At 37.6% G+C, this 22347-nt stretch carries 17 protein-coding genes and 1 tRNA gene; 8 read left to right on the top strand and 10 right to left on the bottom strand.

Annotation, left to right across the window (positions count from 1 at the left end; translation table 11 throughout):
• Positions 1 to 901: 901 nt before the first annotated feature.
• The 6 genes from QPK98_RS06200 (at position 902) to QPK98_RS06225 (ending at position 5717) form a co-directional block, all read left to right on the top strand.
• Positions 902 to 1219: a potassium channel family protein gene (locus tag QPK98_RS06200; protein ID WP_310992221.1), complete on the top strand. Its 318-nt coding sequence runs from the start codon at positions 902 to 904 to the stop codon at positions 1217 to 1219.
• Between the two features lie 275 nt (positions 1220 to 1494).
• A tRNA-Leu gene (locus QPK98_RS06205) sits at positions 1495 to 1577 on the top strand.
• Between the two features lie 140 nt (positions 1578 to 1717).
• On the top strand, positions 1718 to 2620 hold the full coding sequence (locus QPK98_RS06210) for a MerR family transcriptional regulator (RefSeq protein WP_310992223.1): 903 nt from the start codon (positions 1718 to 1720) through the stop codon (positions 2618 to 2620).
• A gap of 139 nt (positions 2621 to 2759) precedes the next feature.
• Positions 2760 to 4226 carry a bifunctional phytoene desaturase/3,4-desaturase gene (gene crtID / locus QPK98_RS06215; protein ID WP_310992224.1) on the top strand — a complete coding sequence of 489 codons (1467 nt, stop codon included), beginning with the start codon at positions 2760 to 2762 and terminating at the stop codon, positions 4224 to 4226.
• A complete protein-coding gene (locus QPK98_RS06220) occupies positions 4223 to 5065 on the top strand; it encodes a phytoene/squalene synthase family protein (RefSeq protein WP_310992225.1) in 843 nt (280 codons plus the stop codon). Before crtID ends, QPK98_RS06220 begins: the two co-directional genes overlap by 4 nt.
• Before the next feature lie 202 nt (positions 5066 to 5267).
• Positions 5268 to 5717, top strand: a complete 450-nt coding sequence (locus QPK98_RS06225) for a sterol desaturase family protein (protein ID WP_310992226.1) — start codon at positions 5268 to 5270, stop codon at positions 5715 to 5717.
• Positions 5718 to 6180: 463 nt separating this feature from the next.
• Here QPK98_RS06225 and QPK98_RS06230 read toward each other — a convergent pair whose 3' ends face one another.
• The 6 genes from QPK98_RS06230 to QPK98_RS06255 all read right to left on the bottom strand — a co-directional run bounded on the left by QPK98_RS06230 (position 6181) and on the right by QPK98_RS06255 (position 14511).
• Positions 6181 to 6744: a TlpA family protein disulfide reductase gene (locus QPK98_RS06230; protein ID WP_310992227.1), complete on the bottom strand. Its 564-nt coding sequence runs from the start codon at positions 6742 to 6744 to the stop codon at positions 6181 to 6183.
• Between the two features lie 67 nt (positions 6745 to 6811).
• Positions 6812 to 9076 carry an aconitate hydratase gene (locus QPK98_RS06235; RefSeq protein ID WP_310992228.1) on the bottom strand — a complete coding sequence of 755 codons (2265 nt, stop codon included), beginning with the start codon at positions 9074 to 9076 and terminating at the stop codon, positions 6812 to 6814.
• Positions 9077 to 9304: 228 nt separating this feature from the next.
• Positions 9305 to 10258, bottom strand: a complete 954-nt coding sequence (locus QPK98_RS06240; RefSeq protein ID WP_310992229.1) for an AAA family ATPase — start codon at positions 10256 to 10258, stop codon at positions 9305 to 9307.
• Positions 10259 to 10275: 17 nt separating this feature from the next.
• On the bottom strand, positions 10276 to 11745 hold the full coding sequence (locus QPK98_RS06245) for a peptidylprolyl isomerase (RefSeq protein WP_435373090.1): 1470 nt from the start codon (positions 11743 to 11745) through the stop codon (positions 10276 to 10278).
• Positions 11702 to 12559, bottom strand: a complete 858-nt coding sequence (locus QPK98_RS06250) for a peptidylprolyl isomerase (protein WP_310992231.1) — start codon at positions 12557 to 12559, stop codon at positions 11702 to 11704. The genes QPK98_RS06245 and QPK98_RS06250 overlap by 44 nt, the downstream gene beginning before the upstream one ends.
• Positions 12556 to 14511: a peptidylprolyl isomerase gene (locus QPK98_RS06255; RefSeq protein WP_310992232.1), complete on the bottom strand. Its 1956-nt coding sequence runs from the start codon at positions 14509 to 14511 to the stop codon at positions 12556 to 12558. Before QPK98_RS06255 ends, QPK98_RS06250 begins: the two co-directional genes overlap by 4 nt.
• A 404-nt stretch (positions 14512 to 14915) precedes the next feature.
• On the opposite strand from QPK98_RS06255, the gene QPK98_RS06260 reads away from it, so the two are divergent.
• On the top strand, positions 14916 to 15422 hold the full coding sequence (locus QPK98_RS06260; RefSeq protein WP_310992233.1) for an OmpH/Skp family outer membrane protein: 507 nt from the start codon (positions 14916 to 14918) through the stop codon (positions 15420 to 15422).
• A gap of 207 nt (positions 15423 to 15629) precedes the next feature.
• Complete coding sequence (locus tag QPK98_RS06265; protein ID WP_310992234.1) at positions 15630 to 16163, top strand: hypothetical protein; 534 nt, start codon at positions 15630 to 15632, stop codon at positions 16161 to 16163.
• A 118-nt stretch (positions 16164 to 16281) separates the two neighbouring features.
• Here QPK98_RS06265 and guaB read toward each other — a convergent pair whose 3' ends face one another.
• The 4 genes from guaB to QPK98_RS06285 all read right to left on the bottom strand — a co-directional run bounded on the left by guaB (position 16282) and on the right by QPK98_RS06285 (position 22323).
• Positions 16282 to 17754 (bottom strand): IMP dehydrogenase, encoded by a 1473-nt coding sequence (gene guaB / locus QPK98_RS06270; protein WP_310992235.1) that lies wholly within the window; start codon positions 17752 to 17754, stop codon positions 16282 to 16284.
• A 283-nt stretch (positions 17755 to 18037) separates the two neighbouring features.
• The gene (locus tag QPK98_RS06275; RefSeq protein ID WP_310992236.1) at positions 18038 to 18502 is read right to left on the bottom strand and encodes a VOC family protein; all 465 of its coding nucleotides are present in this window, start codon (positions 18500 to 18502) and stop codon (positions 18038 to 18040) included.
• A gap of 854 nt (positions 18503 to 19356) precedes the next feature.
• Positions 19357 to 19911, bottom strand: a complete 555-nt coding sequence (locus QPK98_RS06280) for a type 1 periplasmic binding fold superfamily protein (protein WP_310992237.1) — start codon at positions 19909 to 19911, stop codon at positions 19357 to 19359.
• A 12-nt stretch (positions 19912 to 19923) separates the two neighbouring features.
• Positions 19924 to 22323, bottom strand: a complete 2400-nt coding sequence (locus QPK98_RS06285) for a TonB-dependent receptor (RefSeq protein ID WP_310992238.1) — start codon at positions 22321 to 22323, stop codon at positions 19924 to 19926.
• Positions 22324 to 22347 lie beyond the last annotated feature (24 nt).

Here is a 22347-nt window from a genome sequence, read left to right on the forward strand (position 1 = left end):
TCACTAAAATAAAATTCGAAGTAAACTTTAGATAATTTGCTTAAAGATTGGGTAAACCCCTAATTCCACAACAGAGACTAAGTGATGGTCTGTTTCTAAGCTTACAAAGGCAAATATATTGGTAACTGTGGCATATAATAAAAGAATGACGGTAACCAATCCTGTCCTACATATTTAACCTGTTCATTTCTTTACTCACTCTTTTAAATAATAAAATTGGAGTTCGTGAATCTTTGATTTCATTGATGATTCCGATAGCTATCGGAACGAGCCAAAAACCCGGTACAGCTGTCGCGGCTAGGCTTACAAAATTTTATCTAAATTTTTTGTTCATCCCCTGAATTATAGGAACTCGCCTTTAAAACCAGTGCTTTGACGACTGCCTTTGTTGGTTCAAACCCGCCCGTACCGAGCCGGGCGGGCAGCCTACCCCAAAGCTTCCGGATTACGGAGCCTTAACTTTAAATTTTACGATAAATTTTCGATAGGCCAAAAAACAGGTGTTTTTAATTATAACCACTAAGGTTCATATAATTTCTAAAACCCAATTAAATACAGGCTTTCAAGGGTTGTCTTATGAGGGTTTAGGACGCTATTGATTACAAACTATTAAAACAAGCCTTGACAACGTGAGTAAATTGGAAGATCTATGTTAAGTTAGGGCTCAGTGTAAGTGATTTTATAGCTTGTTTTAGATTTTAAGTACACGTTCTATGCTCCTACTAATTATTGTTGCCTTGTGACGCAAAAACCAGACTTTAGGAAAAAACAAAATCTTTCAAAAACTATTTTTTTTATATTTACGTTCTTAAGAAAGTAAACTGTGTTTGTCCATTTTACATTGAACCTGCCAAAAAAAAAGAAAAGACAATAACGCCAGAATACCTAACTCCAGCGAGTAATGATTTTTTTTAAAACTATTTACAGCTTTTTAAAAAACAAAGAATACAGAAGCTTGATTATAACCACTTCTCTGGTCATAGGCTTTGGGACGGTAGCGTATCATTACCTTGAAAGTTGGAGTTGGCTAGACTCCTTGTATTTTTCTCTAATAACACTTACTACCATTGGCTACGGTGACTTTTCTCCACAGACTGAAGCTGGAAAATGGTTTACTATTTTTTATATTATCATTGGTGTTGGCATCATTCTTACCTTTGTAAACACGGTATATCAGCATTTTTCACCCAATAAAAATGATGACGAAGAAGTCAAATAAAGTTAAACAAAGCACACGTGCGAATAAAAGTAAGTTCAATAGCGTTTAAAATTTATAATTATAATATTATATTTGCCGCTCAAGTTTTGGTTTTTGAAAATTAACATCAAAATTAATTGCTCTTCAAAAAAGCACTAATAAAACCAAGATTTAGCTTGGTATTAGATTAAGTAATTGTTGTTAAAACTTAAACGAGCTCATATAAAATAAGCCGAGGGCTTATTACTTTTGCATTCAACATTTTCTAAAATGTTTAAGCATTTTTATAAGTATCTACCCGGATGCTGGAATTGGTAGACAGGCATGGTTGAGGGCCATGTGTCCTTAGGGCGTGTGGGTTCAAGTCCCATTCCGGGTACAATTTTTAAGTAAATCAGCATCGTCAAATTCAGGGCCGGGCTGCATAAAAAATATGCTTTGTTTACTATTTCATCCTTTCTTATAAACAATCTCACATCTTTTTAGTACTTTAACCTTCTCATTAAAAATAATTCTACAGTGGTTAGCACGCAATTCGGCATTAAGGATCTTGAAAACCTATCTAATGTAAAGGCCCATACCATAAGAATATGGGAAAAACGCTATAAACTTCTCGAACCAGACCGTACGGATACTAACATTAGGCAATACAATCTCGAAAACCTAAAAAAGTTACTCAACATAGCATATTTATGCAATGCTGGGCATAAAATATCAAAACTGGCAGCCTTAAACCCTACGCAGATTCAAGCCCTTATAAAAGACAATGTCACCGGCATAGATTCGGAGTATATACACACTGTTTTTAAGTCGATTATGTTTGAGTTTGATGGCGATTTATTTGATCAAACCCTTGAAAAGCTTCTGGAAAAAAAATCTTTCCGTGAAGTATTTTCTGAAATTTTCGTACCGATGCTCAATGAAATGGGCGTTTTGTGGCATTCCGGAACCATAGACCCCTCGCATGAACACTTTATTTCAGAAAAAATAAAGCATGCTATAATCAAACACACCGAGCAACATAAAAAAGTTCCATCCAAAGAAAACACGCAACTATTTTCACTTTACCTTCCCTATAAGGAAATACATGAAATTGGGCTGTTATATGCAAATTATGAACTTACAGCAGCAGGTTTTAAAACTATTTTTTTAGGACCAAACATTCCAATGGAAAGCTTGACCCACGTACTAAAAACTAAAACCAACGTCATCTTTGTCACTTATTTTACCGTGAAACCAGAAGCCCATCAGCTTCAAAAATATCTTGAAGACTTTAAAAATGAAGTTTGCCCAAAAGAAGATTGTGAGCTTTGGATTTTAGGACGCAAAGCAGGCGATAACTTTAAGAACACAAAAAACCTTAAGTTTTTTAAAGATCTACCCCAATTCTTAAAGAAAGTTGACAAGCTAAATATTGCATAAAACACTATTCAACAAGGGCTTGAAGCAATTTTAAAAATCTCAAAATAACATAACATTGCAAAAAGATGAAGCAACCAACTAAAATATATCTATATAAATTTCTCTTTTGTTTAAATAAAATGTAATTTTGTTAAACAACATGAAGAAGAATATCGCAGTTATTGGAAGTGGTTTTTCGGCATTAGCGGCTTCCTGTTATTTGGCCCAGGCTGGTCACAATATTACCATATACGAGAAAAACCCAAGTATTGGCGGTAGAGCAAGGCAATTAAAAAAGGATGGCTTTACTTTTGACATTGGTCCTACTTGGTACTGGATGCCAGATGTTTTTGAACGTTTTTTTGGCGATTTCAGCAAGTTTCCTTCCCATTACTACGAACTGATAAAGCTCAATCCAGCCTACCGAGTCTATTTTGGAGAAAACGATTATATATGCATCGAAGACAGCCTAGAAAAAATATATGCGGCCTTTGAAAGGGAAGAGCCAGGAAGTGCTAAGCTATTAAAGAAGTTTATTGACAAAGCACAGGACAATTATAATATTGCAATCAAAGATTTGGTTTATCGTCCAGGCGTGTCCCCATTGGAATTAGTTTCTACTAAAACAATGAAAAAAATTGGCCAGTTTTTTAGTACAATCAGCAAAGAGGTTCGTCGTGAATTTGAAAACCCTCGGCTCATCTCTATTTTAGAGTTTCCGGTTTTATTCCTAGGGGCAAAACCATCCAGCACACCAGCATTTTACAGTTTTATGAATTATGCAGATTTTGGGCTGGGTACATTTCACCCAAAAAATGGAATGTACTCGGTGGTATCTAGCATAAAGGCTCTAGCCGAAGAATTGGGGGTTACCATAAAAACGAATCAAAACGTTTCACAAATACAAACTAAAAATGGAGCCGTTTCTGCCATAGTTGTAAATGGTGAACAGCACAATACCGACCTTGTTTTAAGTGGAGCCGACTACCATCATACCGAAACGCTGTTAGCTAAGGAAAATCGTCAGTATTCTGAAGGCTACTGGCAAAAAAAGACATTTGCACCCTCAGCTCTACTGTTTTATATTGGCTTTGACAAAAAAATTAAGAACGTAGATCACCATACGCTTTTCTTTGATGTTGATTTTAAAAAGCATTCCGAAGAAATTTACGATACTCCACAATGGCCAGATGAACCGCTTTTTTATGCCAGTTTCCCTTCAAAAACAGACCAAAGTGTTGCTCCCCAAGGAATGGAAGCAGGGATTTTCCTAATTCCAATAGCTCCCGGATTGAGTGACACACCAGAAGTTAGGGAGGAATACTATCAAAAAATAATAAAGCGATTTGAACAAGTTACCAATCAAGAAATAGAAAATAAGGTTATATTTAAAGAATCGTTTTGTATCAACGATTTTGTATCCGATTATAACAGTTATAAAGGAAATGCATACGGACTTGCAAACACCTTACTGCAAACAGCATTTTTAAGGCCTAAATTAAAAAGTAGTAAAGTAAAGAACCTATTTTTTACCGGACAACTTACCGTACCTGGCCCTGGAGTTCCGCCAGCCCTTATTTCAGGAAAATTGGTGGCAGGATTAATTGAAAAAGAAAACAAAATTTGAAAGAGCTATTTGACATAGTATCCAATAAATGTAGCAAAAACGTTACACAAACTTATAGCACTTCCTTTTCGTTGGCAACACGAATGTTGGGTCCAGCTATCAGGCAAGATATTTATAACATCTATGGTTTTGTACGTTTTGCCGATGAAATTGTAGATTCATTTCACGAATACGACAAAGAATTGCTTTTCAATCGTTTTGAAACAGCTCTGGAAGAAGCTTTGGCAGACCGAATAAGCTTAAACCCAATTTTAAATTCGTTTCAAGCTACCGTTTATAAATACAATATTGACAGAGCACTAATAACAAGTTTTTTAACCAGTATGCGCCAAGACCTCACAAAACAGATTTACACAACAGCAAAAGAGTATGACGAATATATTTATGGCTCGGCAGATGTAGTGGGTTTAATGTGCTTAAAAGTATTTGTAAAAGGCGATCAAAAAAAGTATGACCAACTTAAAGACGGCGCCATGCATTTAGGGTCTGCCTTTCAAAAGGTGAATTTCTTGCGAGACTTAAAAGAAGATTTTGAAAATTTAAATAGGTGCTATTTCCCAAATACAAACTTGAAATCACTAAACGAAGTATCAAAAGAAGAAATAATACGTGAAATAGAAGAGAATTTTAGCAAAGGCTATCAGGGAATTCTCCAGCTGCCGCAAGATTCAAAACTAGGTGTTTTTGTAGCCTATAGATATTATAAAAGATTGCTTAGGAAGTTACAGCAAACACCAGCCGCAGATATAAAAAACGCCAGAATACGCGTTCCAAATCTAGAAAAAGTCGGACTTTTAACGCGTAGCTATGTAAAATATCAACTGAACTTAGTGAAGTAAGCATCCGAAGCATTTTTGCAAAACTGGAACAAATTTATTAATATATTCAAGCGCTTTTGATAAGTTTACAAAACATGCAGGCATTTTTGAAAACGGCTAAAAATCAAAAACTTCCGATACGCAATGAATGTACTAAGATGGCAATTGAATGATTTTACGTCAAGGCTTTTCGCATAGCATTGTATTAAATTAAGAGTTAAGAATGAATACAGTTTATTGGATATTAATTTTTGTTACTACTTTCTGTATCATGGAGTTTATGGCGTGGTTTACCCATAAGTATGTCATGCACGGTTTTCTTTGGAAGCTCCATAAGGACCATCACCGCAAAGATCACGACAGTTGGTGGGAGCGCAATGATTACTTCTTTTTGTTTTATGCTATGATTAGTATAGGCTGTTTTATTAGCTGGAGCTACTATGATTTTTGGGCAGGACTGCCCATTGGCTTAGGCATATTCGCTTATGGTTTAGCCTATTTTTTTGTTCATGACATCTTTATACACCAACGATTTAAATTATTTCGAAATGCGAACAATTGGTACGCACGCGGTATTAGAAGAGCCCATAAAATGCACCACAAACATTTGGGCAAAGAAAAAGGGGAATGCTTTGGAATGCTCCTTCCTCCATTAAAATATTTTAAGAAATAAGATTTCGCATATGTAAGTTGGAAAAATTCTATCTGGAATCAAGGAGGTATTACAGCGTTTGAGCACGTATTTTTTCAATATTGAAACCACTTCCGGGCTCTTGCTTGTTTGAGACATTGGAACCCAACACTGCACTATGTTTGTGTAAGATTATTAAAGTCAAACTCCTTCAGAGTATTATCAGTAAATCAATTATGGTTGCCAACGACAACCTGGAGAGATTTGGCCTTGACAAACTCAGGTACAACCAAAGTGAATTGATGGTTTTACTGAGGTAAAACATGTATCAATCCATATTTAGAACTTCAAAGTGTTCAACTTTTACAAATTCAAGAAAACAAAGAGAACAAGGACATCTTAAAAATTTCTCTAAAATCGTGGTATAAGGCTATGTTTAGACCCTAGTATTCAAAAGTAAGAGTCGCTTATTTTAGAAAAATAGCATTTGGAGATTCTTATCGTTTTAATCAGCTAAATGCTCATCTAATAAAGCTCTCATCTTTTTGCTGTTCCAGTCTGCCGCACCAGTTTCATTAATGATAATTTCACCCGATTTCGAAATGAGGTATGTAGTGGGTAAGGCCCTAGATTGAAGGGTTTCGGGAGCCTCATACTGCTGTAAATAGGTTGGCAGCGAGTAGTTGTTTTTCGCCATGAAAGTGTTTACCTTTTCCGGCTTCTCTGATGTAACAAAATAGAAATCAACCCTGTCACCATATTCATTATATAGGTTTTGGAGCGATGGCATTTCGGCTACACATGGTGGACACCAAGTAGCCCAGAAATTCACTAAAGTAAGCTTCCCTTTAGACTGCGAGAAATTCACCTCACCAGCGTTTAATTGAGTAAGGCTCCAATTGTAGTCTTCTAATAGCTCCCTATCCTCTTGTTTTGTTTCAGATGGTGAAAAAGAAATCAGTCGCTGCACAAAAACCTGAATAGGCATCCGTGTTTGCGGAATAATCATAAGGGCTACAAAAACAAAAAACAGGATGTTACTCCAGTTTTTCTTAAAAAATTTCTTCAAGCTAATGAAAATTATCACCTAATACACCTCCCCTTTTCTTAAGGAGAGGTGCTAATAGGTGTAAGGATTAAGCGTTCTGCTTTTTAATCAAATTTAATGCAGAACCTTCACGATACCATTTTATCTGCGCCTTGTTATAAGTGTGGTTGGCTTTAATAGTATCTTTACTGCCGTCTTTATGTACAATTTCGATTGTTAAAGGTGTACCTTCTGCAAAATCTGCAATATCAACAAAGTTGAATGTATCGTCTTCTTGAATTAAATCGTAATCTGCTTCATTGGCGAATGTAAGCCCCAACATTCCCTGTTTTTTCAGGTTTGTTTCGTGGATACGTGCAAAAGATTTAACAAGAACTGCGGCAACACCCAAGAATCTTGGTTGCATAGCAGCGTGTTCACGAGAAGAACCCTCTCCATAGTTATGATCTCCCACAACGATAGTCTTAACGCCTTTGGCTTTATATTCGCGCTGTACGTCTGGTACTCCGCCATACTCATCAGTAAACTGATTTTTAACAAAGTTTGTTTTCTTGTTAAAAGCGTTTACGGCTCCAATCAATGTATTGTTTGAAATATTGTCCAAGTGTCCACGGTAACGCAACCAAGGTCCGGCCATAGAAATATGGTCTGTGGTACATTTTCCGAAAGCTTTAATCAACAATTTTACGCCTTGTAATTCTGAGTCTTTAATAGGCACAAAAGGCTCTAACAACTCCAGACGTTCACTGTCTGTAGCAACTTTAACTTCAACGCTACTTCCATCTGCACGCGGGGCCAAGTAACCATTGTCGTCAACCGCAAATCCTTTTGGCGGAAGCTCAAGACCAACAGGCTCATCCAGTTTAATTTCTTCTCCATCTTCGTTGAGCAAGGTGTCTGTCATAGGATCGAAGTCTAATCGTCCTGAGATTGCAATGGCCGCAACCATTTCGGGAGAACCTACAAAAGCATGCGTATTTGGGTTTCCATCGGCACGTTTTGAGAAGTTCCTGTTAAACGAATGTACAATTGTATTCTTTTCGTCTCCTTTTCTATCACTTCTATCCCACTGCCCAATACACGGACCGCAAGCGTTGGTAAATATCGTGGCGCCTAAGTTTGAGAAAACATCTAATAGACCATCACGTTGGGCGGTAAATCGAATTTGTTCAGACCCAGGGTTTATACCGAAATCACTTTTAGGCATAATCTTTTTATCAATCGCTTGCTGCGCTATCGAGGCGGCACGCGATAAATCTTCATACGAAGAGTTGGTACAAGACCCTATCAAGCCCCAGTCTACTTTAATTGGCCAGTCGTTTTTCTTTGCACTTTCGTGAAGCTGACCAACTGGAGTTGCCAAATCTGGCGTAAAAGGCCCGTTTAAATGTGGACGTAACTCATCAAGGTTTATTTCAATTACTTCGTCGAAGTATTTTTCTGGGTCTGCATAAACTTCGTCATCGCCCGTTAAATATTCGCGAACTTTATTTGCTTCGTCTGCAATATCTTCTCGATCTGTGGCACGTAGAAAGCGCTCCATGGAATCGTCATAACCAAAAGTTGAAGTCGTAGCGCCAATTTCGGCACCCATATTACAAATAGTTCCTTTTCCAGTACAGGAAAGGTTTTTAGCTCCTGGCCCAAAATATTCAACAATAGCACCTGTACCACCTTTTACGGTTAGAATTCCTGCTACTTTTAGAATAACATCTTTTGAAGCGGTCCATCCGTTAAGTGAACCCGTAAGTTTTACACCAATCAATTTCGGGAATTTAAGTTCCCAAGGCATTCCTGCCATTACATCTACGGCATCTGCCCCTCCTACACCAACGGCTACCATTCCTAGCCCACCAGCATTTACGGTATGGCTATCGGTACCAATCATCATTCCACCTGGAAATGCATAGTTTTCAAGAACAACTTGGTGAATAATTCCAGCTCCGGGCTTCCAAAAACCAATTCCGTATTTATTAGAAACAGATTCTAAAAAGTCAAAAACTTCGTTACTGGTTTCATTTGCGCGCATCAAATCGGCTGCGGCGCCTTGTTTAGCTTGGATAAGGTGATCGCAATGAACCGTAGTTGGCACTGCCACATTCTTCTTTCCTGCTTGCATGAACTGCAAAAGCGCCATCTGTGCGGTTGCATCTTGACACGCAATTCGGTCTGGTGCAAACTCTACATAATCCTTACCTCGCTGAAACGCTTTGTTCGGATTGCCATCCCATAAGTGGGAATACAGTATTTTTTCGGAAAGTGTCAATGGTTTTCCTGTGATTTCACGTGCCTTGTCAACACGTTCCGCCATTTGGGAGTAAACCTTTTTAATCATGTCAATATCAAATGCCATTCTTGTATGTTTTTAGTTGTTTTTGAAGTAATATGCTACCGAAAATACGGGCAACACAAGTTCAACAAAATTACAAAATTTTGAAATATTTAAAAAATATATAACGGACTTGGTTTATTAATATACATTATTCAAATTACAGCAATTTTTATTGCGTATTATTACAAAATAATGAATTATAACCGATAAGATATAAGAAATCCTAAACTGAAGCGCCTCCTTAGTGTATTAATATAACCCTTTAATAATTTCTTCAATACTCAAACCTTCTGCTTCTGCCTTATAGTTTTTAATCATACGGTGTCTTAAAATTCCAATTGCGGCTTTTTGAACATCTTCCACATCTGGAGAAAATTTACCGTGTAACGCGGCATTCGCTTTTGCCGCAAGAATCAAATTTTGCGAAGCTCTTGGTCCCGCACCCCAGTCTATGTACTTCTTTACAGTTTCAGGCGCTGCATTACTGTTTGGGCGGGTTTTGCCCACAAGGCCTACTGCATATTCCACTACATTGTCTGCTACAGGAATCCTTCGTATTAATTGTTGAAAACCTATAATTTCTTCCGCAGTAAACAGCGGGGTCACGCTTTGCAACTGGCCTGTAGTTGTTTGCTTCACCACTTCTACTTCTTCATCAAAAGAAGGATACTCAAGGTTTATGGCAAACATAAAGCGGTCTAATTGGGCTTCTGGCAAGGGATAAGTACCCTCTTGTTCAATAGGGTTTTGCGTGGCTAAAACGAAATAAGGCAGGTCTAATTTATAATGCTGTCCGGCGACTGTAACGGCTCGTTCCTGCATAGCTTCCAAAAGAGCAGCTTGAGTTTTTGGCGGTGTACGGTTAATCTCGTCTGCAAGAATAATGTTTCCGAAAATAGGGCCTTTAATAAATTTAAATTCCCTGTTATTATCAAGAATTTCAGAGCCCAAAATATCGCTCGGCATCAAGTCTGGGGTAAACTGAATACGTTTAAACTTTAAGCCCAATGCTTCTGCTACAGTGTTCACCAACAAAGTTTTTGCAAGTCCCGGCACGCCAATAAGCAATGCATGGCCGCCAGAAAATACGGCAAGCAACACCTGCTCTACCACTTCATCTTGACCTACAATTACTTTTCTTATTTCTTGCCTAAGGGCTTTGTACTTTGAAACTAGTTGTGAAACTGCTGCAACGTCTGACATATTTAAACTCTAATTTTTTATTTCATCCAATTCCCGGCAAAATCACAATCTTGGTAATCTTGGTTGATGTTAATATACGTATCTTTTATTTTTTCGTTCTGCCACTTATCAATACTACGAATTTGTTTTTCACGAAGCGCCAGCTCCTTAATTCGCTCGTAATCTTCCGCGTAATCTGCCTGATGTTCTGGATACTTTTTGGTAATCGTAAATATTTTAAGGCTGCTTTTACCTGTTCGATCGCGATCTGTATACACCTTTGAAACCTCATCTTCATCCAGGTTATAAACTTGAGCACTTAAAGCTGGATCCATTTTTGTTAAATCGAATTTTGTATCGAAGGTAACCGGGTTTACCAATTGACCGCCATTGTTTCGCGTTTCCTTATCGTCTGAAAATTTGCGAGCAGCTTCTGCAAAACTCATTTCTCCAGATTCTATTTTGGCTTTTACATCTTCAATTTCGCTTTGCGCAGCATCGATGGATGCCTGCGAAACCTCAGGAAACATCAAGATGTGCCTAACATCTACTTCTTGTCCTCTAATTTTTTCAACATAGAGGATATGGTATCCAAATTCAGTTTCAAAAGGCTCACTTATCTCCCCTTCCAAAAGCGAGAATGCCTGATCTTTAAACTCTTTTGCCCATGGAGAATCTCTTTTTACACCGGTATAAAGACCTCCTTTTGAATTGGATCCTGGATCTTTAGAATACAAAACCGCTTTTGTAGAAAAGCTAGCGCCATTGTCTAAGATATCTGCCCGCATAGCGTTTAATCGAGCAATAACCTCATCTTTGGCTTTTTGGGTTATTTCAGGCTCTACAACAATTTGGGCTATTTCTATTTCGGCACTGAAAACTGGACGTTCATCTTCGGGAATTGAAAAGAAAAATGTTCGTACCTCTTCAGGCGTAATTTCAACTTTTTCAATTACCTTATCCTGCATCAGTCTGGCAAGCTTCATCGTTTTGTTGGCTTCAAAAAGCTCTTTTCTTAAGTCGGCCAAATTATCTTTTTTATAATAGGCGGCAACTTTTTCCTCGCTTCCCAATTCGCTCACCATATATTGAATTTGCTGGTCTATCATACCGTTTATCTCGGCATCTGGAACAAACAAGCTATCTTGTTTTGCTTGGTGCACATAAAGTTTATCCTCCATCAGTTTGCCCATTAATTGGCAACGGCTAACATCTTCAACTGACATGCCCTGAGACTGCATCTCAACATATGCTTTGTCTATATCACTATCTAGAATTACGAATTCTCCAACAACCGCGCTAACGCCTTCTGCTTTATATCTTTTAAAAGGCTTTACGGTATCACGTTTTACGGTTTGCTGAACCACAAGGGTGTCTTTTTCCTTAACTACACCCGTGCTGTCTGGCACCAATACATTTTGTGCCTGCACCATTGCAGATGAAAAAAGTAATAGTACTAAAAACTTATTCAGTTTTATAAACTTCAAAATTGTTTGTTTCAATTGCATCTTTTGTAATATCTTTTTCTAGTTTCTTAATAAGTTCAAGCTTTCTTTTGTTCAAGATTATTTGTTTCAAAGTAGGCTTTGCATAGGAAAATGGCGCTGTATCGTTCGGATTTAGAACATCTTCAATTTTCACCAAATATACCCCTAATGAATCTTGCAGTTGTGAGAAATTAGATTTTTTTAACACTTCATCACTATTGGCCTTTATTATAGGTACCACATTAAGTAAAACATCTTTTTTAATCCAAACTGAATCGTTAAAATTTGAGTTTACAAACTGATATTCTTGCCCATACAAAGCCTCCCTATCCTCCTCATCAAAACGATCTAACTTTTCCTTTACAGCATCTAACCCATCGTATTTTAAAGGCAGTTGAACATACCGCATCTTAACGAGCATATCCTTTTGCTTAAAATTCTCTTTATTGTTGTCGTAATACTCCTTGTACTCCCGGTCAGTAATTACACTGTCTAATTGCTTATCTACAATTACATTTTTATAAGCTTCGGTCAACAAATCGGTTTTATACTCATGTACCAACTTATCATAGCGCTCAAGAGCTTCTGGCGTTAGGTTAATATTGGCCTGCCCAATTAACAGCTGTTGCGTGGCCCAACGATTAATATAATTGCTAACGATTAAGGTACTGTCTTCTGGGGTAGTATTTTCGTCAACCAATTGCCTTATATCTTCCTCATACAAGTATGTGTCATTAACACGTGCAATTGCGTTCCCCTTAGTTTCCTTTTTAAAATAATCGCAGGAAACCAATAGGGCACTCAATAATATGGTATAAACAAAACTCCGAATCACTTCAGTTTTCTCTTAATACGTTTAAAGGTTTTTTTGTTTAGAGTTACATTATATTTTGAATGTAATTTTTGCATCCAAGTTTCTTCAAGATGGTTCTGGTAGTTGCTAAGCACCCTTCCTCTTACATCATCCAAGGTCTTAATTCCCGATGGAATAACTGCTTTAACATTAACTACTACAAAAGAATCGTTATCAGGATATATATTAGAAACCCCTTCTTTTATTTCAAGGTTGTTTGGCAATTCATCTTCATCAACCTCAAACACCCCTGAGGTTACTAAAGCTTGCACTTTTGCATCTGTGTTTAAGGCTGATTTAATAGCTTCGGAATCTTTTCCTGCAGCCAGCATTTTTTGAATTTTCTGGGCAATCATTTGTGAAGTAGCCGCGTAAACATCAGCATCTATACGTTGTTTCCATTGGTAGTTTTCCTTAGTTTTATTATAGTACTCCTGAAGCCCAATGGAGTCATTTTTACCTTTTTGCCAGATGTTCTTGTTCATCACATCAAAAATTAAAAGTCCATCGCGGTACTCGTTAAGAAGCGCGGCATACTCTGCATTATCTTCTGCGAGTCTATCTTTAAAATAGTTTTTTAATTCTAAGGTCTCAAATTCATCATAGAAATGAACCAATAATGTTTCTTTAGACCTATACGGTCTTGTGGTTCTTTGACGGTTTTCAATGTATTTAGCAAAATCAGAATATTTCAGTTCCTTATCACCAATAGTAAATAAAGTTTTGTCCTGAGCAGCAGCAATAGGGTCCATCACCCACTTTCGCTTTAAAACATCATCGCTTAAATAAGTGTTAAAAAACGGCGAATAGCTGTTACCTTGCTTAAACCCGTACTTTTCCTTTATGGTGTTATTGATGGCGTGAACAACAATTTTAGATCGATCGCCTTCTCCAACTTTCTTTTCTAGCATTGGTCTTTGCTGCTCAAAAGTTTTTGGTTTTAGTCTTTCTTCTAAACGAATAATATGCCATCCAAAATCTGTTTTTATCGGCTTGCTAATTTCACCAGGGCTAGTAAGTGCGTAGGCGGCGTCTTCAAATTTAGTGGAGCGTAAATCGCCTTTAGAAAAAGGTTTTAACTTACCATTGTTTGCACCAGAATTCTTGTCGTCTGAAAATTGTTTTGCAAGGCTTTCAAAAGACTCACCTTGTTTAAGCATGGTTGCTATTTCATTTATGCGTTCCTCCGGGTTAAAACCTCTAGCACCTTTTTTATCTGAAATCATGATATGCGAAACCAAAATATCGGGTTCAGTATTCCTTCTGTCATTCACTTTTATAATGTGGTAACCAAAACTGGTTCTTATAATTTCTGAAACATCGCCTACTTTGGTATTGTACGCTGCAGTTTCAAAAGGGTAAACCATATTAAATACCGAGAAGTACCCAAGCTCACCGCCTCTTTGTTTTGCCCCTGGCTCTTCGGAATATTTTTTGGCCAAAGCTTTAAAGTCTTCCCCATTGATAGCCTTATCACGAATAGATTTAATTTTATTATACGCCTTTAAGGTATCTTGCGGCACGGCTTCATAATCTACGGTAATCAATATATGCGTTGCATTAATTTCTTCTTTACCTCGCTCATAGGCCTCCTTAGCAAGCTCTTCGGTTATCTTGTTTTCATAGAGGTAACTTCTAGAAAGCTGATCGCGGTATTTTAAAAATTCAGACTCAAATTCAGGTTCTTTGTCTAAATCTTGGGTTTCGGCCTCGGCGATTTTCAACTTATAATCAATAAAAAGATCAAGATACCCGTCAACATCTTTTTGCGATTCATCCTGCACCAGATCTAAGTTCTTTTTATAAACCCGCATAAATTCGTTTGCATAGACGGGTTTTTCATCTATGGTCAATAAAACTTCTTTTTTGTTTTGTGAAAAAACCGTTGTGGCGCTTAAAATGGCCAACATAAATACAGAAATAAAATTTTTCATCTTATTGGATAATTGAATTTTTATTTATTATGAAGCGTCGCAAAAGTAGCAAAAAGCTTCGTGAACTTATAACAGAAAGACAAACGAATTTAATATAATTATAGTGTTCACTGCTTTATGTATAGTTTAAAAAAGATATGGAGATGCATGAAAAAGTACAATACGAAAAAGATTGACTGCTTTAAGAAAAATAAAAAAGGGGAAAATTACAAAAAGAGGGGTTGCTCATTCGAAAAGTAACTATAGAGCTCCACAATTCGTGGCATTGATGGTTAAAACCGAGGGCTACACTATCCTCGCCATTAAAAACAGCTCCATATTTCTAGTACAAAGAGTGAGCCTCAGCTTTTTATTTGTAAAATTTATAGTAATATTGCGCTCATAATTCAATAAACATACATATTATGAAATTTTTAAAAATAGCGATCTTCTTTATTGGCTTAACCACTTTTGCCCAAGGAAAAGTAGGCGCAGTAGATGTTGATTATATTTTATCAAGAATGCCAGAAATGGCTAGTGTTCAGAGCAATTTGGAAGACTACGGGAAACAAATGGACGTAGATTTAAACAAGAAAATTGAGGAGTACAAAAAACTTGTTGAGGCGTACAAAGCAGGAGAAGCAACATTTAGTGAAGAAGAGACGAAAGAGAAGCAGGATGCCATAATGGACTTGGAGGCAGATATCCAAAAGTTTAGACAAAATGGAGCAAAGCTTATGGAAATTAGAAAAACAGAAGCCCTTAAACCGTTGTATAAAAAAATTGGCGAAGCCTTACAGAAGGTTGCCAAAGCACAAAACTACACCCAAGTTACCCAAACCTCGCAGGATTTAGTGTACTTAGACCCAGACTATGATCTTACCGATCCAATTCTTTTAGAGCTTGGCATAGCCTTAGATGAAGGCGAGTAAGCCATCAATCTTTATTAAAAAACAAAACGCGGAGCATCACAGCTTCGCGTTTTTTATTGATGCCTACCTTATACCAAATTAAATTGGCATTACTTAAACTCTTATCTTTGAGTAGTGCCAATTATACATTGAAACGCCATCTAAAAGTAAGTTATTTTCAAGAAAGCGTATAAAAATTAAATGGGTAAAGCTTCGGAAAACACCACAATGAATCTGATAAAAAAATTTTCAAGAAAAAAGAAAGGCTCTTACACTGAAGAAGATCTAAAAGAAGTCTATTCAAGCCTTGGAAAAATGTTCCACCAGCCAAAAAGAGCCGCGTTTACAATTGACGGTTCTAAAATTTCAATCAACTTAAATGAAGTGGGCGGAGCTATTCCTACCGCAGATCCATTTAGGATAAGCTTACATTTGCAAAAGCCCTGCGGACGCAGCTTATCGGTATATCCCGCAAGCATCTGGGATATAACCTTTCAATCTATATTTTCTACTGACAAGAAGATAATAAAGAGCAAGTATATTTTTAAAGGAGACAAGAAACTAATTATAAAGCTAACGGAACAAAGCGCAGTATTAAAAAAACTACAAGGACAACAGCTCTACATACGAATTCCGAAGGAAAATACTTCAAAAATTATCCTCACTCCAGCAAGGGGAATCGAAAGTGAAGCACAGTTTGAGCTTTTTATCTCCATTTTAAAAGCATTGGAGGCTGAAATAGATAACGAAAACAGGTCTTGATTAAACCCTCAACAAACACTTCTGAAACCACATATAATAAAAAAAAGCGTCAGGAAACCCCCAACGCTTTTCTATTATCTACTGATTCTTTTTAAAACTAAACCGTACTTACCACAGCCTATCTACTGTAGTTGGGTGCTTCCTTGGTAATGGTTACATCATGCGGGTGACTTTCGGCAATACCTGAGAAGGTGATTTTTACAAACTTACCACTTTCTTTAAGGGTTGGAATATCCTTGGCACCACAATACCCCATACCTGCACGAAGACCGCCTATAAACTGGGTCATGCTTTCAAGCAATTCGCCTTTATAAGGAACGCGCCCTACAATGCCTTCGGGAACAAGTTTTTTAATATCGTCTTCCACATCTTGGAAATAACGGTCCTTACTACCTTTTTTCATAGCTTCTACCGAGCCCATTCCACGATATGCCTTATATTTTCTACCCTCGTAAATAATGGTTTCTCCTGGAGATTCTTTAGTTCCGGCCAATAAAGACCCGAGCATTACACAGTCGGCCCCAGCTGCAATAGCCTTAGGGATATCGCCTGTATATCTAATTCCGCCATCGGCAATTACTGGAACTCCGGTGTCTTTTAATGCAGCAGCAACTTCTAGCACTGCAGAAAACTGCGGAAATCCAACGCCAGCAACTACTCGTGTAGTACAGATTGAACCTGGGCCAATACCAACCTTTACGGCATCGGCACCAGCATCTACTAAATATTTTGCAGCTTCCGGGGTGGCGATATTACCAACAATCACGTCCAATTCTGGGAATTTTTCCTTTACTTGTTTTAAAACCTCAACCACGCCTCTGGTATGACCGTGAGCTGTATCAATAATTACGGCATCAATCTGAGCATTTCCCAATGCCTCTGCCCTTTCAACTGCATCAGCCGTAACACCAAGTGCTGCAGCAACGCGTAGCCTTCCGTATTTATCTTTATTTGCATTGGGCTTTTGGGTTAACTTGGTTATATCTCTAAACGTAATTAAGCCTAAAAGTTTTCCATGGTCGTCAACCACAGGTAGTTTTTCAATTTTGTTCTTCTGAAGAATAATTTCAGCCTGCTTTAGCGAGGTTCCTTCTGCAACTGTCACTAAGTTTTCAGATGTCATCACCTCAACCAACGGCCGTTTTAAATCTTTTTCAAAACGCAAATCACGATTGGTTACAATTCCAATCAATATTCCTTCTTCATTGATAATTGGAATTCCACCAATGCTGTATTCCCGCATTGTTTGTTGAGCATCGCCTACGGTATTTTCTTTACGAAGGGTAACGGGGTCAATTATCATCCCGCTTTCGGCGCGTTTCACCTTTCGCACTTCGGCTGCTTGCTGCTCAATACTCATGTTTTTATGAAGCACACCAATACCACCTTCGCGAGCAATGGCAATGGCCATAGCGCTTTCGGTAACGGTATCCATCGCCGCAGAAACAATAGGTACGTTTAGGGTGATGTTACGTGAAAATTTTGTTGCAATTGAAACTTCGCGGGGTAAAACTTCTGAATAGGCAGGCACTAAAAGTACGTCGTCGTAAGTAAGGCCTTCACCAATAATTTTGTTGTCGTGTGCAGTCATAGCAATTAATTTAATATCCGAGGCTTAACGCTAGCTAGAAGTGACAGGATCGGACTGTGGTTATGGATTAATTGCGTGCAAATGTACTATAAATTCTTTATTTATAGTATTAAAAATAATCATTTCTGCAATCTATTTTAGCGTATTTGCAACCATCATCATACTAAAAATTTGAACTAATCGCTCCGTAAACCACAGATGAGCCACAAGCTCCAATTTACCTTTAACTATTTATATACCAGCAAGATATAAACACTATTACGCATTCAGCCTTTGCTTGCTATTATTTCGTTGTTTCGCCTCCCATCGCAGTAAACACGCTATCAACCGGTTCCCACAATTCAATTTTATTTCCGTCGTCATCCATTATATGAACAAATTTACCGTAGTCATAGGTTTCAACGCTATCCAATATGGTTACTCCATTGGACCTAAGTTTCTTTAAAAGCCCTTCTAGATTCTGAACGCGATAGTTTACCATAAATTCTTTCTTTGAAGGCGAAAAATATTCGCTTCCCTCTTTAAAAGGACTCCATTGTAAGTAGTTGATTTCTTCTGGTCGGTGAGCATTTCTAAACTCAAAACTTGAACCATAATCATTTGTCGCAAGTCCTAAATTTTCTGAATACCATTTTTTTGTTTTCTCAGTATCCTCGCTAAAAAAGAAAATCCCTCCAATACCAGTCACTCTAGGAGTGGCGTCAATTGGTTGTGTTGATTTTTCGGTTTCCTCATTTTTATCAGCCATATTTTTTATTTTTTTAAGTTTTTGAGTTGCAACGAACGCGAAGCGCTTCACTCAAAATTGTTAGTATTAGGTTCTTTATTTTGGCGCTATGTATAATATAATGGGTAAAACTTCGGCCCTTTAAAAGAAGTGTTTTCCGCCTCCTTGAACGTGAAGCAATTTACCTCTAGTAAATCTCACCACAAGCCTTCGCATGAGTAGAGTACCAACTAGGAAGTAAATTAGAATCAGCTTTAACATCAAAAATAGACCGTATCAAATCAATTTTCACAAAAGTCAAAACAGCGTTAAGCTAAACCTATTGTTAATCAACGAAATTCTACGTCAATTTACTTACTCAAAACAACATAAGGCCTATATTTTTCGCCAAAAGTCATATTGCTACGCTAATCTTCTGAAAAAGTAAATAAGCTACTCTATACTACCTACATCAAGTTACTATCTTGAGCGAGATTACAACAACAAACATTTTATAATGCGCCGGCAAGGTTATAAAAGTAAATAATATGAAGAATTCAGGCAATCTCGCAAATACACAAAAACCTCTAGCGCAGGCTGTAATAGGTATGCTTTACACACCCATTTACCCTGCTTCGTTTTTTAGCATGATTGTTATATTCTTATAAAACCTTTGACTTGACAGGCATAATTTTTTTCAGGTTCTGGTAGCATAGCGGTTTCTATTGAATCACTTGGCTACAAACACAAAATTACTATTTATAAATCATTAGTAATTTATAATAACTTAGGATCTTTGAATCGCTACGAAGAATTCTAAATTAAAATGCCCCTTATGAAAAAAACTTATAAAGGGCATTCACAGTGCAACAAAGAATAGTGTTTCTAATTCAAACTTATTCTACCGTTACATCATAGCTTGCAGCAAAATCGGTTTCTCCACCTGCATCACCAAGACCTGTATTTGGTTTTATAGGCTCGTGGCGCAATGTAAATGTTAGAACTCCTGAACTTGCTTCTCCTGCTGTAAGTGTAAATTCTGTACCCAATGGATCTCCATTACTATCAAAATTAGAGTATTCAGTTGTTACATCAAGCCCGCTATTAGCTGTGTAAAAAAACTGGTGTTCAACAGCTTCTTCTTCTACCTCCTCGGTTATATCTTCCGCAGGGCTTTCCGTTTCATTGAGCAAAATAATGCTACCAGTATAAGAGGCGCCAGTTGCTAAGTTTCCTGAAACTGTAACCACGGGAGGATTTGGGCCGTCGCCATCCAAATCGCGTGTTTGCAAGATAACTGGGGTTCCACCTTCCATTGGTGTAAGGGTTACCGTCATTGTGGTTATCAGTTCTTCTTCATTTACTGGTTTTGGGGTATCGTCATCACTTGAACAAGCGGCGAACAATACGGTTGCGAAAAGGGCTGTTGCTAAAAATTTTACTTTTTTCATTTGTTTTTGATTTTAATAATTAAGTTTAAGGTTTAATAAAAAATTTCTGCCTAAATCGTCTGCATAATAGCGCAGGCGATTTAGGTAATTTCTATAGGATGTATTTAATAGGTTGGTAACTCCAAAACCTACTGTAAGTGTCGATTTTGCTGTTGCCTTAAAATCGATACTCGAGTTAAAGTTTAATAAATGATACGCATCTGGCGGTGTGCTCACATCTACAATTTCGGTGGTTTCTGTCTCCGGAATAAACACTTCAAAATTGCTATTTGGAAATTCGTTTTGGCGAAACACATACTCACTTTGTAAAGCAAGGCGAATATTGTTGAATTTGGGGTTTTGATATACAATTTCGTTTTTCGTATTAACCGGTGGCATACTTATTAAGGGCTCATCTCTTGTGCGATCGTAACCTTTTACTAGTGAAAACTGTTGGTTAAAACGAAAGTTCTTAGTAAAGGAATAGGAAGCATCTATATCTACCCCCAAAAGTTGGGCGTTGGTTTGTCTGTATTCCCAAACTTGGAAATTACCACGTACCGTTTGCTGAATTTCTGTGGGTTCAATAACAATAAAGTCATTAATGACATTTATAAAAGGACTCACTGAGAAACTCAAGTTTTTATTCGCTCGTTGAAATGTCAATGCTATTTTATGCCCTATTTCTGATTTAAAACGCAAGTCGCCCAACTCAATTCGGGAAGCCGAATGGTGTAACCCTTCACTAAAAAGTTCAGAAGGGTTAGGGGCACGAGATGCTAATGAATAGTTGAAATATAAAGTATATAAATCGCTAAAAGAGTATGTAGCTCCCAAGGTTGCCGAAGCGTTGTAAAAATTAAGTTGCGGATTGGTCAAAATCTGATTATCAAATTCCTCAACCACAATTTCAGGAAAGAGAACATCATAATCACGAGATTCCCACAACGAGGTACGGTAAAATTTAAAAGCGTCCATATAGGTATAATCAAAACGCCCGCCTGCTTCAAAGAGTAGCTTATCATTTAACCGAAAATCAGCTACGGCATATATACCTAGATCATATTTGTCATAATCAGGTATCAACCTACGTACTCCGGTATTAGGGTCTGCAAAATTGTTTTGATAACTTACTTTTAAACCAGATTTTAGACCCGTTGCATCAGTTAATTTCGAGTCCAAATCGAGCATTAAAGTGTGAGTGTCTAATTTCAAGTCTAACGAAGCCTTGCCTTTATCTGAACCTCGCCTGATATCAAATTCCAAACGTTTGTTCTGCTGAAAGTCATATTGTAGGCTCAATTTTCCAAAGCCATCAAACTTTTTAAACCCTTTTATCCGTGCCAAATGATGCGTAACATCTTGTTTTGGCGCAATGATATTGTAGGTAAAGTCATCTATTAATAAAGGCTTATCGCTATTTATTGCTCTAATTTGGTCTTGAGCACCCCCTAAGTGCGATGCCCTTAATATGCCAATTTCATTTTTAAAAAGGGAGTAGTACGCCTCGAACCCGTAATCAAATTGATTAAGACCTACGCGCAACGAAGCATTGCGTTCAAAACTACCTGTGTTGCTCAATACATAATCCGGCGCTTCAAAATCACCAAAGCGTTTTAAGGTTCCTTGCAAGGCTGCATACCAACCGTTTTGATAACTTTTGGTCAATTGGGTAGTAAGGGAAGCACCGCGGCCGTTACTTACCCCCGTAAATAGCGTCTTACCATAAAGGCTATCTTTAACAGGAACTTTTGAAGCCTCTGCCACAATAACACCACCCACAGCATCTCCACTGTACTGTAGTGCTCCAGCTCCTTTTATTAAAGTAAGGTTTCCGGCGGTATTCACATCAACATTTGGGGCGTGTTCCGAACCCCATTCTTGGTCCTCCATTCGGACTCCATTGTTGATGATAACAACCCGACTACTGTGAAGTCCGTTAATCATTGGCTTAACTACAGTATTACCTGTATTAAGGGAAGAAACACCGCTCAAACTGTTGAGTGCATCGCCTAGCGTACCGCTGCTAAAGCGTTCTAATTCATCTTTTGAGATGGTGTTTTCGACCATTGTTTCAGACTTATTCGCATAGGTCTTTCCCGAAACGATAATTTCGTTAAGCTCCTCCAAATGGTGTTCGAGCTTAAAGTTTTTGGTCGTGTTTCCAGATACTTTAACGGCAAAGCCATTGGTCAAGCAATTTGGATGTGAAACCTGTATATTATAGGTGTTGTTACAGAGATTTGAAATTGTAAATTCCCCGTCAAGGTTTGTAACCACAGCTTGTCCAGAACCTGCAACAATAAGTGTTGCGCCAACTAATAAAGAGCCGTCGTGAAGGTCTGTTACTGTACCAGAAAGTGTGTTGTTACAATTTTGTGAAATAGACGTAATACCGCTCAATAGCAGTATCAATAGTGCATACTTGCGCATATAAATTCTTAATTAACATAATAA

It is taken from the genome of Aequorivita marina (genome assembly GCF_031631895.2).
In the GTDB taxonomy this organism is placed as follows: Bacteria; Bacteroidota; Bacteroidia; order Flavobacteriales; family Flavobacteriaceae; genus Aequorivita; species Aequorivita marina.